Source organism: Streptomyces sp. NPDC004051 (genome assembly GCF_053604275.1).
Window position 1 is genome coordinate 1 of sequence record NZ_JBSGHG010000044.1, and the last position, 12,480, is coordinate 12,480.

The 12,480-nt window shown below is 72.2% G+C and carries 12 protein-coding genes; 4 read left to right on the forward strand and 8 right to left on the reverse strand.

What is annotated here, in order from left to right; genetic code table 11:
- Window positions 1–611 precede the first annotated feature (611 nt).
- The 7 genes from ACWEQO_RS30375 to ACWEQO_RS30405 all read right to left on the reverse strand — a co-directional run bounded on the left by ACWEQO_RS30375 (window position 612) and on the right by ACWEQO_RS30405 (window position 7,684).
- Complete coding sequence (locus tag ACWEQO_RS30375) at window positions 612–1,157, reverse strand: GNAT family N-acetyltransferase (protein WP_361458593.1); 546 nt, start codon at window positions 1,155–1,157, stop codon at window positions 612–614.
- A 327-nt stretch (window positions 1,158–1,484) separates the two neighbouring features.
- On the reverse strand, window positions 1,485–2,078 hold the full coding sequence (locus ACWEQO_RS30380) for a sigma-70 family RNA polymerase sigma factor (RefSeq protein WP_452985953.1): 594 nt from the start codon (window positions 2,076–2,078) through the stop codon (window positions 1,485–1,487).
- A gap of 289 nt (window positions 2,079–2,367) precedes the next feature.
- Window positions 2,368–3,069: a hypothetical protein gene (locus ACWEQO_RS30385; protein WP_452985954.1), complete on the reverse strand. Its 702-nt coding sequence runs from the start codon at window positions 3,067–3,069 to the stop codon at window positions 2,368–2,370.
- Between the two features lie 240 nt (window positions 3,070–3,309).
- Complete coding sequence (locus ACWEQO_RS30390; protein WP_361458587.1) at window positions 3,310–4,761, reverse strand: sensor histidine kinase; 1,452 nt, start codon at window positions 4,759–4,761, stop codon at window positions 3,310–3,312.
- Window positions 4,762–5,646 (reverse strand): response regulator transcription factor, encoded by an 885-nt coding sequence (locus tag ACWEQO_RS30395; RefSeq protein ID WP_452985955.1) that lies wholly within the window; start codon window positions 5,644–5,646, stop codon window positions 4,762–4,764. It abuts the gene before it with no gap.
- A 206-nt stretch (window positions 5,647–5,852) separates the two neighbouring features.
- Window positions 5,853–6,602: a CE1759 family FMN reductase gene (locus ACWEQO_RS30400; protein WP_452985956.1), complete on the reverse strand. Its 750-nt coding sequence runs from the start codon at window positions 6,600–6,602 to the stop codon at window positions 5,853–5,855.
- Window positions 6,599–7,684, reverse strand: a complete 1,086-nt coding sequence (locus ACWEQO_RS30405; RefSeq protein ID WP_361458581.1) for an LLM class flavin-dependent oxidoreductase — start codon at window positions 7,682–7,684, stop codon at window positions 6,599–6,601. Before ACWEQO_RS30405 ends, ACWEQO_RS30400 begins: the two co-directional genes overlap by 4 nt.
- A gap of 98 nt (window positions 7,685–7,782) precedes the next feature.
- Here ACWEQO_RS30405 and ACWEQO_RS30410 point away from each other — a divergent pair, with 98 nt between their 5' ends.
- On the forward strand, window positions 7,783–8,118 hold the full coding sequence (locus ACWEQO_RS30410) for a YnfA family protein (RefSeq protein ID WP_361458579.1): 336 nt from the start codon (window positions 7,783–7,785) through the stop codon (window positions 8,116–8,118).
- Window positions 8,119–8,221: 103 nt separating this feature from the next.
- Window positions 8,222–8,998, forward strand: coding sequence for an SDR family NAD(P)-dependent oxidoreductase (locus tag ACWEQO_RS30415; RefSeq protein ID WP_361458577.1), 777 nt, complete (start codon window positions 8,222–8,224; stop codon window positions 8,996–8,998).
- 57 nt (window positions 8,999–9,055) lie between these two features.
- Here ACWEQO_RS30415 and ACWEQO_RS30420 read toward each other — a convergent pair whose 3' ends face one another.
- Window positions 9,056–10,249, reverse strand: coding sequence for an RtcB family protein (locus ACWEQO_RS30420; RefSeq protein WP_452985957.1), 1,194 nt, complete (start codon window positions 10,247–10,249; stop codon window positions 9,056–9,058).
- A gap of 215 nt (window positions 10,250–10,464) precedes the next feature.
- On the opposite strand from ACWEQO_RS30420, the gene ACWEQO_RS30425 reads away from it, so the two are divergent.
- Both ACWEQO_RS30425 and ACWEQO_RS30430 read left to right on the forward strand, forming a co-directional pair.
- Window positions 10,465–11,373 carry a DUF3558 domain-containing protein gene (locus tag ACWEQO_RS30425; protein WP_361458573.1) on the forward strand — a complete coding sequence of 303 codons (909 nt, stop codon included), beginning with the start codon at window positions 10,465–10,467 and terminating at the stop codon, window positions 11,371–11,373.
- 158 nt (window positions 11,374–11,531) lie between these two features.
- Window positions 11,532–12,413 (forward strand): DUF3558 family protein, encoded by an 882-nt coding sequence (locus ACWEQO_RS30430; RefSeq protein ID WP_452985958.1) that lies wholly within the window; start codon window positions 11,532–11,534, stop codon window positions 12,411–12,413.
- Window positions 12,414–12,480 lie beyond the last annotated feature (67 nt).

A 12,480-nucleotide genomic window follows, 5' to 3' on the forward strand; every position in this document is an offset into this window, starting at 1 on the left:
ACGGCAATACCAGGCCCGCGTCAGTCACTACAAGCGGCGCGGGCACAGTCCCTGAAACTGGTCAGCAATCAGCATAAGTACCGTTGCAGTACTAGCCCCGCTCCTCGACCGCCCCGTGTTCTCGCCCCACACCCGTGGATGGCACGCGGCGAAGTCCCGCGCCGTCGCGGCGCACTCCGGATCGTCCAGCGGCACGAGCCCCACGCCGTGTCCGGTCGGCCGGTCGTGCTCGCCGGGTGGTGACCGCCTCGCCGGTCACCACCCGGGAGATGCCGAACTGCCGTCCGCCGCGTGGAAGGCGGACGCCTCCGCGTGCACGGACGGATCACCGTCCCCCGCATACGGCGGTCGCGGCCCCGGCCACCGCCCTCGGCGAGCCCGCGCGGGCCTCCGTGAGGGCGGTGGCGAGCCAGGAACGGGCCGTTTCCTGATCGATCGACTCCATGCGGCCGGTCTCCCGTGAAGCCACGCGGTCCCGCGGACAGCGCCCCGTCGGAACCGCCACATGCCTCACGCCTCACAAGGCGAACATCGCCTGATGCGGCACCGACCTGATGGTCACCTGCGAAAGGGCCTGGGATGAAAGGCGGTTCACCCACCCCGAGCAGGCCTCACCCCGACACGGGCTCCGGGTCCGTAGCCAGGCGGGCGTGGAGTTCCACGTCGTAGCGGACGCCGTCGTATGCGAGTTTCTGCCGTTGCCGTCCCTCCACCGCGAAGCCGGCGGCGCGGGCCACCGCGCACGAGGCGGGATTGTTCACCCGGTGTCCGAGCTCCAGCCGGAAGAGTTCCGCGTCGTCGAAGGCCCAGCGGGCCGCAGCACGGCAGGCACGGGAAGCCGTACCTCGGCCACGAGCCGTCGCCGTCGTCCAGTAGGACACCCATCCGGTGGCATGCCGCCGGTCCACCGGACCGACACACACCTGGCCGAGCACGAGGTCACCGCCGTCGACGACGGCGAAGGAATGGGCGGAGCCCGCGGCCCACTGCTCATCACGAGCCGCCGTCCACCGCTCGGCGGCCCGGACGGAGTCGACCGGCTCGCCGGACTGGCCCCGCATGAGCGGATCCGCGAACGCGGTCATCACCGCCCGGGCGTCCTCGGCCCTCCATCTCCGCAGCACCAGACCGGAGGAGGCGTCCACACGATCACGCACGACGCGAGTCTTCCCCAGCCGGCATCACCTGTCACGTCGGTTTTCCGACCGTCCGGGGCACCGACGAGTCATGTCCCGCCCCGCGGCGCGGGGACCTTTGCGGTTCCCGCGCCGCGGGGCCGGGGACGGGGTCGTGCCGAAAACCGTGAGCAGTCGGCGGGCATCTGTCACCTGAGCGGTATCAGGACAGCCTTGGTCGAAGTGCTCACGGTTTCGGGACGGTGTGTCCTCCCCGGGGCATGGGCACCTGTCCCGGCGTCACCCCCATCGAGCGCCGGGCGGCACGGTCGGTCCGGCCGGCCGTGCCGCCTCCCGGGGCCTGGTTCGTCAGGCTGCCGCGCTCAGGGGTTCGGCTCGGTCGGCCTCGTGCAGGGACTGGATGAGTGCGGAGCGGGCCCGCGCGACGCGGGAGCGGACCGTACCGACCGGGCAGTCGCTGAGCTCGGCCGCCTCCGCGTAGGGCAGACCGAGGAGTTGGGTGAGGACGAACGCCTCGCGGCGTTCCGCGGGCAGCGCGTCCAGCAGTCCGGTGAGCGCGACGCCGTCGTCGAAGCCCGGCAGCCCGCGCTCCTGGGCGCACTCGGCGACGGTCCGCCAGTCGTCGGTGTCGAGGAGACGGGGGCGGGCGGACGCGTGCCGGTAGCTGTCGATCACCGCGCGCCGGGCGATGGAGAGCAGCCAGGTACGGGCGGAGGAACGCCCCTCGAAGCGGTGCAGGCTGCCGAGGGCCCGCAGGAAGGTGTCCTGGGCGAGGTCGTCGGCGGCCTGGGGGTCGGCGCTGAGGTGGGTGACGAAGTGGCGGACGTCCCGGTGCAGGGCGCGGACGAAGTTCTCCACGGCTTCCGGGTCGCCGGTGCGGGCGGCGAGTGCCCAGGTCGTGGTCGACTCGTCGAGGGCCGCCCGCTCGTCACGGGTTCTCACGGTGTGCGGCGTCGTGTCGGATGCGACAGACGATGCGGCGGTCGATGCGGCAGACAGGGCAGGACTGGTCACCTGATGTCCTTCTCGGGAGTCCGGAGGTCCGGCATGCGGGAACCCGGCGAGCAGAGCGGAGATCCGGCGTGCGGACCGGCCGCGCACGGCGCGCGGCGGATCCGGCGGTGGGGTGGGGTGGCGGACCTACGCACGGCGCACACGGCGGCGTACGTCCGTTGCCCGAGCCGCCGTCCGGGCGCGGGGCGCCCTGGGCGGTGTCGGGGAACCGGCTGTCTCAGACGACAGCGGTCCCCGCCGGCGGGCCCCGAGGAGTGATCGCGTGGACGAGGAGCAGCCGGCGCGGCCGGTGGGCCGTGCGGCTGTGGCGGGGGGTGACGCGCGGGCGGCGCGGTGGTGCGGCGGGAGCGAGCGGCAGCCGCAGCGGTGCGGCCAGCCATCCGGCGACGGCCCGCAGGATGCGGAAGGCCGCGCGTTCGCCGTACGCGAGCCACAGCCCGCTCAGGAGCGCGGCCAGCAGGTGGGCGGCGAGCATGCCCGCGGAGGACAGGGACGTCCCGTCCATGGCGTGGCCCGCCCCCGCCATGGAGTCGATCGCGTCCATGGGGACCGTCGGCTCCGCGACGGGGCCGCCATGGGCTGCGTGGCCCGTGTGGCCCATGGGGCCCATGTGACCCATCGGGTGTGCGCCGTCGGTCGTGTCGTCCGTGCTGGACGCCGGCGCGAGTTCCTGCGCGTACGAGAACCACAGGTGGAGTGCCGCCTGCGCGGCCGTCACGACGGAGGAGACGAGGACGAGCCCGCGCTCCCGGCCGGCCAGGCACCACGCAGCGCCGCCGGTCACCGCCGCTCCGGCGGCGAGGGACCACCACGGCACTCCGGTGCCCGACATCAGGACGTGCCCCAGGGCGGCGAGCAGCACGCAGACGGCCGCGAACACCGCGGCCCGTGTCGTGCGGAAGCACCACCCGGCAGTCATGGCGGCTCATCCTCGCATTCCGGCCTCGCTCTCACGAGGGGGTACGGAAACCTCCCCGGCCCGGCACTCAGCACCGTCCCGGTGATTCACGTCACCTGACACCGCATCACTTCGCGCCGACCGTGCGCAGCACCGTGAGGGTCAGGGTCCGGGCCACCGCCACCGTCTCCCGCGGGGAGACCTGCTCGCGTGGGCTGTGGGTCACCTCGATGTCCCCCGGCGCCCGTCACCCGTCGGACGTCAGGGGCCCGGTTCCGTGTCGTGGTGGGTCAGGGGGACGCCGCCCACCGTGAAGCCGATCACCGTGCCGCCGCCGGTCCGGCGTACCGCGTACGGTGCGCCCCCGTGGGCCAGGGCCACCTCGCGCACGATGGACAGGCCGAGGCCCGAACCGGGCAGGGAGCGGGCGTCGGCGGCGCGGTAGAAGCGGTCGAAGACGCGGATCAGGTCGGCGGCCGCGATACCGGGCCCCCGGTCGCGGACCTCCACCCGCACCGTGCCCGGTCGCGCGGGTCCCGCGACGGTGATGTCGATGGGCGCCGTGCCGTCCCGGTCGAACTTGACCGCGTTCTCGACCAGGTTGGACACCGCCCGGGTGAGCATCCCGGGCCGTCCGTCGGTCGTGGTGTCGCCGCTCGCACGGACGATGATCTTCCGCCCGTTGCGGCGCCGGGCCAGTCCCGCCACGTCGTGGGCGATGTCGGCGAGGTCGACGCGCCGCGGCGGCTCGGTGTCGGACTGACCGGCCGCCAGCTCGACGAGTTCGTTGACCAGGTCGGTCAGTTCACGGGCCTCCTGGGAGAGATCGGCGACGAGTTCCTCACGGGTGTCCGGCGGGAGTTCGTCGATACGCCGCAGCAGGGAGATGTTGGTCCGCAACGAGGTGAGCGGGGTGCGCAGTTCGTGCCCCGCGTCCTGGACGAGCCGGCGCTGGTCGTCCTCGGACTGGGCGAGCCGGCCCAGCATCCGGTCGAAGGCGCGGCCGAGCCGCCCCACCTCGTCCCGGCCGGCGACGGGCACCTGGATGCCGAGCCTGCGGGTGCGGGCGACGTCCTCGGCGGCGTCGGTGAGGACGACCAGGCGCCGGGTGATGCGCCGGGCCAGCCACCAGCCGAAGAGACCGGCCCCGACCACCACCGCGGCCATCAGGACGAGGGTGCGCTGCTGGAGGGCCCGCAGCAGGTCCTCGGTGTCGCTGAACTCCTGCGCGATCTGGACCGCGCCCCGGCCCTCGCCCAGGGCGACGGTCGCGACGCGGTAGACGTCGTCGCCGACGTCGACGTCCGCGTGCTCGACCACCCGCCCGGCCGTGGCGGCCCCCGCGACCGCGCGGTCGGCGTCGACCACCGGCAGCCCCGGGTCGCCCGGGTCGACGATCCGGCCGTCCGGCCCGAGCACCTGGACGTCCGTCCGGGCCGGCCGCACCAGGTCGTGGCCGGGGGCGGCGGAGGAGAAGTCGAGCGGTGTCATCCGGTTCGACCTGACCTCGTCGCGCAGGTCCTCCACGACCTCGTCGAACACGCTCTGCTGGTCCACCCGTACGAGTCTCGCGGCGGCGCTGTACGACAGGATGCCGACCAGGACGGTGACCGTGGCCGTCACGGCGGCGAACGCCACCGTGAACTTGGTGCCCAGCGACAGCAGCGGCAGCCGGCACCGCCGGGTCCGCGGCGGGGGCCGGTCCGGCGCCACTCAGTCCTCCCGCAGCACGTAACCCACCCCGCGCACCGTGTGGATCAGCTGCGGCGCGCCGGGCTCGTCGAGTTTGCGGCGCAGGTAGCCGACGTAGACGGCGAGGTTCTTGGAGCCGGGGCCGAAGTCGTAGCCCCAGATGCGGTCGTAGATGGTGGGGTGGTCGAGGACGATGCCCGCGTTGCGGATCAGCAGCTCCAGCAGTTCGAACTCGGTGCGGGTCAGCTCCAGTTCCCGCTGTCCGCGCCAGGCGCGGCGTGCCTGCGGGTCCATGCGCACCCCGGCCGCGGTGATGTATCGCCCCGGAGCGGCGTTCGGGGCCCCTCCCGGCTTCCCCTGGCCTCCCGGCTTTCCCTGTTCCCCCGGTTCTCCCTGTTCCCCCGGTTCTCCCGGTTCTCCCGGCTCCCGCGTGTCCGGCTGCCCCTGCGCCGTCGGCGCCCCGTCGGGCGCGGGGACGGGTGCGGGGGCGGGGGCGGAGGCCGGTGCGGGGGCGGGGGCGGGGGCTGCCCGGCGGAGCAGGGCTCGCAGCCGGGCGAAGACCTCCTCGACGTCGAACGGCTTGACGACGTAGTCGTCGGCGCCCGCGTCCAGTCCGGCGATCCGGTCGGCGGTCTCCACCAGCGCCGTCAGCATCAGCACGGGGGTGCGGTCGCCCTCGGCGCGCAGCGCCCGGCACACCTGGAGCCCGTCGATGCCGGGCATCATCACGTCCAGCAGCAGGACGTCGGGCCGGCTGCGGTGGGCCTGCGCCAGCGCCTCGACGCCGTCGGCGACCGCCGTGACCCGGTAGCCCTCCAGGGTCAGGGCGCGCTTCAGGGCGTTGCGGATGGCCCGGTCGTCTTCGGCGAGCAGCACGGTGGGGGTGCGGGGCGCGGTAGGGGACACGGTGCCAGTGTGCCAAGCACCGCCGTCCGGCGGACGGAGCAGTGATCGAAGGGGCGCCTTCTTACCCCGCTCTCACCTCGCCGCGGTCCGGTCGCGGGTGTCCCTTCCCGCGACCGGACCCTCGCGAACGACCGGATTCGGTCGTCTCACCCGGCGGCCGCTGTCCTGGAAGACCGCCGGGAGTCGTGGGGGTTGTGGAGGGCGCCTCAGCCGGCCGACCGCAGCGCGGCCAGCTGCTCCTCGAACGGCACCACGTTGCGCGCGTCGAACTTGTCGGCGGCGGCGCCCCCGTCGGTGACACGGATCGCGTCACCGCCCGCCTCGCCGCCGTTGCCGTTGCCGTTGCCGTTGCCGTTGCCGTTGCCGTTGAGCGTCCCGTCGCCGGCGGCCGGCAGGGCGCCCGCCAGGGCGGCCAGCTCGCCCGCCGCCCGGTCGATCCGGGCGTCCAGGCCCTTGTCGCCCCAGTCCTGGGACGCGGCGTAGACCCCGGTGGGGACGACGACCGCGCGCAGGTGGGCGAAGAGGGGCCGCAGGGAGTGCTCCAGCACCAGCGAGTGCCGGGGCGTGCCCCCGGTCGCGGCGATCAGCACCGGCTTGCCGGCCAGGGCCTCCCGGTCCCGTGCGCCGAGCACGTCGAAGAACGACTTGAACAGCCCGCTGTACGACGCCGAGAACACCGGCGTGACCACGATCACCCCGTCCGCCCCGGTCACCGCGTCCATCGCCTCGGCGAGGGCCGGAGCCGGGAAACCGCTGGTGAAGTTGTGCGCGATGTCCACCGCGAGGTCCCGCAGTTCGATCACCGGCACCTCGGACGGGGCCCGCCCGGTGGCCGCGGCGGCCAGCCGCTCCCCGAGCAGGCGGGTGGACGACGGCACGGTCAGCCCGGCCGACACCACGACGATGTTCCCGGCGTTCCCGGTGTTCACGGTGTTCACGGTGTTCAGGTCGTTCACGCCTTGCTCGCTTCCCGGCCGGCCAGCCGCGAGGAGTGCGTCGGCGCGTCCGGCACGTCGGCCGGGCGGTCCTTGGCGAACTCCTTGCGCAGCACCGGCACCACTTCCTCGCCGAGCAGGTCGAGCTGCTCGAGCACGGTCTTCAGGGGCAGGCCCGCGTGGTCCATGAGGAACAGCTGGCGCTGGTAGTCGCCCGCGTAGTCACGGAAGGACAGCGTCTTCTCGATGACCTGCTGCGGGGAGCCCACGGTCAGCGGGGTCTGCGCGGTGAACTCCTCCAGCGACGGCCCGTGCCCGTAGACGGGGGCGACGTCGAAGTACGGACGGAACTCGCGCACGGCGTCCTGCGAGTTCTTGCGCATGAACACCTGCCCGCCGAGGCCGACGATCGCCTGCTCGGCCGTGCCGTGCCCGTAGTGCGCGTACCGGGTCCGGTAGAGCTCGATCATGCGCTTGGTGTGGTCGGCCGGCCAGAAGATGTTGTTGTGGAAGAAACCGTCACCGTAGTAGGCGGCCTGCTCGGCGATCTCGGGCGAGCGGATCGACCCGTGCCAGACGAACGGCGGTACGTCGTCCAGCGGGCGGGGCGTGGAGGTGAAGCCCTGCAGCGGGGTGCGGAACTTGCCTTCCCAGTTGACGACGTCCTCGCGCCACAGGCGGTGCAGCAGGGCGTAGTTCTCGATGGCGAGGTTGATGCCCTGGCGGATGTCCTGGCCGAACCAGGGGTACACCGGTCCGGTGTTGCCGCGCCCCATCATCACGTCCATCCGGCCGTCGGCCAGGTGCTGGAGCATGGCGAAGTCCTCGGCGATCTTCACCGGGTCGTTGGTGGTGATGAGGGTGGTGGAGGTGGAGAGGATCAGCCGCTCCGTGCGCGCGGCGATGTAGCCGAGCATGGTCGTCGGCGAGGACGGGACGAACGGCGGGTTGTGGTGCTCGCCGGTCGCGAACACGTCCAGGCCCACCTCCTCGGCCTTCAGCGCGATGGCGACCATGGCCTTGATCCGCTCGCGCTCGGTCGGGGTGCGCCCCGTCGTGGGGTCGGGCGTGACGTCGCCGACGCTGAAGATCCCGAACTGCATGGCCGTTCACCCTCCAAATTGGTTGACAGTTCAACTATACCCGGGCCAACGACCCACCCTCCCCCCTTATTCCGCATCCGGTCTGCGAAGCTGCCCGCATGCTGATCGCCCGCTCCGCCGCCCTGTTCGTCCTCGCCGCGATCCTGGAGATCGGGGGCGCCTGGCTGGTCTGGCAGGGCGTACGGGAACAACGCGGCTGGATGTGGGCGACCGGCGGCGTCCTCGCCCTCGGCGCGTACGGGTTCGTCGCCACCTTCCAGCCCGACGCGCACTTCGGCCGCGTCCTCGCCGCGTACGGGGGCATCTTCGTCGCCGGGTCGATCCTGTGGGGCGCGCTCGCGGACGGCTACCGCCCGGACCGCTGGGACGTCACCGGCGCCCTGATCTGCCTGGCCGGAATGGCCGTGATCATGTGGGCGCCGCGCAACGGCTGACCGCGCGCCCGCGCTCCCGGGCGGGTCCGGACCCGCCCCGGCGGCCCGCATATGCTGGCCCGGCACGGCACCGTCCGCACGGATCCCACCGGAGGAGCACCCCATGGCCACCGCCGCACCGTCCGCAGCGTCTCGTATCGCCGTCGTCACCGGCGCGAGCAGCGGTATCGGCGCCGCCACGGCCCGCGGGCTCGCCGAGGCCGGTTACCGCGTCGTCCTCACCGCCCGCCGCAAGGACCGCATCGAGGCGCTCGCCGAGGAGATCAACGCGGCCGGCCACGCGGCGACCGCGTACCCGCTCGACGTCACCGACCGCGCGGCCGTCGACGAGTTCGCCACCGCGTTCCGGGCCATCGGCGTCCTGGTCAACAACGCGGGCGGCGCGCTGGGCGCCGACCCGGTCGCGACCGGCGACCCGGACGACTGGCGCCGGATGTACGAGACGAACGTCATCGGCACCCTCCACCTCACCCAGGCCCTGCTGCCCCGACTGGAGGCGAGCGGCGACGGCACGGTCGTCATCGTCTCCTCGACGGCCGCCCACGCCACCTACGAGGGCGGCGCGGGCTACGTCGCCGCCAAGCACGCCGAGCACGTCCTGGCCGAGACCCTCCGCCTGGAGATCGTCGGCCGGCCCGTGCGCGTCGTCGAGATCGCGCCGGGCATGGTGAAGACCGAGGAGTTCGCCCTCACCCGCTTCGACGGCGACGCGGAGAAGGCCGCCAAGGTGTACGAGGGCGTCGCCGAGCCGCTGACCGCGGACGACGTCGCCGACACCATCACCTGGGCGGTGACCCGCCCGAGCCACGTCAACATCGACCTGCTGGTCGTGCGCCCCCGGGCCCAGGCGTCGAACACCAAGGTCCACCGGGAGCCGTGACGGCCGCGACCGCGGGCAGGTCGGCCCTTCACACCAGCCCTTCGCCCAGCCCCTCGCTCAGCCCTTCACACAGACGACCTGCTTCAGCTTCGCCACGACCTCCACGAGGTCCCGCTGCTGGTCGATGACCTGCTCGATCGGCTTGTAGGCGCCCGGGATCTCGTCCACGACACCGGAGTCCTTGCGGCACTCCACGCCCCGGGTCTGCTCCTCCAGGTCCTTCGTCGAGAAGCGCCGCTTCGCCGCGTTGCGGCTCATGCGCCGGCCGGCGCCGTGCGACGCCGAGTTGAACGAGTCGGCGTTCCCGAGGCCCTTGACGATGTACGAGCCCGTGCCCATGGAGCCCGGGATGATCCCGAACTCGCCGGAGCCCGCGCGGATCGCCCCCTTGCGGGTGACGAGCAGGTCCATGCCGTCGTAGCGCTCCTCGGCCACGTAGTTGTGGTGCGCGCTGATCTCCGCCTCGAAGGCCGGCTTCGCCTTCTTGAACTCCTTGCGGATCACGTCCTTCAGCAGCGCCATCATGATCGAACGGTTCCGCCTCGCGTACTCCTGCGCCCAGAACAGGTCGTTCCGGTAGGCCGCCATCTGCGGGGTGTCCGCCACGAAGACGGCGAGGTCGCGGTCGACCAGGTCCTGGTTGTGCGGGAGCTTCTGCGCCACCCCGATGTGGTGCTCGGCCAGCTCCTTGCCGATGTTCCGGGAACCGGAGTGCAGCATCAGCCAGACCGCGCCGGTCGTGTCCGTGCAGACCTCGACGAAGTGGTTGCCCGAGCCGAGCGTTCCCATCTGCTTCGTGGCCCGCTCCTGGCGGAACCTGACCGCTTCCGCCACTCCGTCGAAGCGCCCCCAGAAGTCGTCCCAGCCGCCGGTGGTGAAGCCGTGCAGCCGGGTCGGGTCCACGGGGGAATCGTGCATCCCGCGCCCGACCGGGATCGCCTGCTCGATCCTCGAGCGCAGCCGGGACAGGTCGCCCGGCAGGTCGTTGACCGTCAGGGACGTCCGCACCGCCGACATCCCGCAGCCGATGTCGACCCCGACCGCCGCAGGACACACCGCACCCCGCATCGCGATGACCGAGCCGACCGTCGCGCCCTTCCCGTAGTGCACGTCCGGCATCACGGCCAGGCCCTTGATCCAGGGCAGGGTCGCCACGTTCCGCAGCTGCTGGAGGGCGACCTCCTCCACCGTCGCCGGGTCCGTCCACATCCGGATCGGCACGTTCGCACCCGGCATCTCCACGTACGACATATCTTCCTCATTCCCCCGAACGGCAACATAAGCGTAAAAGAGCAAAAGCCGTCGCTCAGGTCGACGAAAAGGACTCCGGACCGGCGTTCACGGCAGTGCGTGCGATACACATTGTCTGCCGGGGGAGCCCCCGTGCGGCAAGCGATTAACCAGCGGGGACACTGAGAGACCCGGCGGGCTGTGGCCCGCACCCGCCCGTCGAGAGGAGCCCGGCCGTGCAACGGAGGGCATACGTACCCGGCGTCGCCGCGCTCCTCGCGGCCCTGCTGGCCGGATGCACCGGAAGTCCGGGCAGCGGAAGCCAGTCGGACAACTCCAACCCGGGCAGTGCCGGCACCGCCTCCCCGGCGGCCCAGCCGGGCAGGTACGCCACGCTTCCCGAGCCCTGCGGCACGATCCGCACCAAGACGCTCGACGAACTCCTGCCCGGCATCAGGGAGATGGCCGACCAGACGCAGCGCGAGAAGGCGTACGCGGGCGAGCCGGCCCTCACGTACGACACCGACCGCAAGGTGGGCTGCCGCTGGAAGGTGGAGTCGTCCCAGGCCACCGATCGCCTGGTGATCGACCTCGAACGGGTCGTCTCCTACGACAACGCCGTCAGCGACGACAACCAGGCCCAGCGACTCTTCGCGACGAAGCAGGAAGCGGCCGACCTCCCGAAGCCGACGGCCACCCGGTCCGGCTCCGCCGACCCGGACACACCCCCCTCGCCCCCTTCCTCCGGCTCTCCCGAATCCCCCGACCCTTCCAACTCTGCCGGTTCCACTGATTCCACCGGCTCTTCCGGTTCCTCCGCTCCGTCCGACGCCGCGTCCTCGGCTTCCGGCTCACCGTCCGACGGCGGCTCCTCCCCCACGTCGCCGTCCGCCTCGCCCTCCGGCCTCCAGCCGCGCGTCCTGGAGGAGTTCGGCGACGAGGCCTTCATCGACGACGAACTGAGCAGCTCCGGTTCGACCGCCGAGCAGCGCACGGTGACTGTGGCGTTCCGCACGTCCAACGTGATCGTGACGATCGAGTACACGGAGCAGCCGGCGACCGTCGGCGCCGTCCCGGACAGCAAGGAAATGCAGGACAGGGCAAGGAAACTGGCCTCCCTACTGGCCGATTCGCTGAGCGGCTGAGGCGCACTCACACTCCCTCCACCGCTCTGCGCAAAGCCCCCGAAGCAAGACCACACGAACGACGCACCGCGTACGGTGACCCCTCGGACCCCTTTTCGACCACGGATTCGACCACGGGTTCGACCGCAGGGAACACGAGCGTCATGAGTGAAGGAACCATGCAGCGACGAGCACAGCGTGCCCACCAAGCCAAGCGCTTCAACCGCGTTCTTGTCTGCGCGGCAGCCGTCCCCGCGATGCTGATCGCCACCGGTTGTTCCTCGGACTCCGGCTCCGAGGGCGGCGAGGACAAGGCGGCCGACACCTCCGCGTCGGCCTCCGCGAGCCCGTCCCCGACGGTCCGGGCGGCGGTGTACACGGACCTGCCGGCGGCGTGCGACGTCCTGGCGGAGAAGACCCTGGACGACCTCGTGCCCAAGGCGAAGTCGGGCAAGGAGGGCCAGTCCGACGACATCGCCACGCGCGCCAGCTGCTCCTGGGACAGCCTCACCGACAACGGTGTGGACGGTTCGCAGTTCCGCTGGCTGAACGTGTCGATGCTGCGCTTCGACTCGGACGTCGCACGCGGCGCGGGCGACGAACTGGCCAAGGAGTACTACGCCAAGCAGGTCAAGGACGCCCAGGCCGCCGACGGCGCCAAGGGCGTCGAGGCGGAGCCGCTCTCCGGCACCGGCGACGAGGCGACGGCCGTGCGCTACGACCTGAAGAAGAAGGAAGGCACCTTCAAGCAGCAGACGGTGGTGGCGCGCGTCGAGAACGTGGTCGTCACCCTCGACTACAACGGGGCGGGCCTCGCCGGGGACAAGACGCCGAGCGCCGACGACCTGATGAAGGACGCGAAGAAGGCGGCCGCGGAAGCGGTGAAGTCCGTGACCGGAACCAAGGATGACAAGGCCGGCAAGGGCGACAAGGCCGGCGGGGACGACAAGGCCGACGAGACCGGCAAGCCCGACGGGGACGACAAGAGCGGAAAGAGCGGCAAGGACGACGGAGGCGGCGGGTCCTCCGGGAGCGGCGCGCCGCTGGAGTCGAAGAGCTGACGAACAGGCACGGAAGCGTGCGCGGAGACGTACCCGAAGGCGCACACGGGAACGTGCGGTGAGGCTC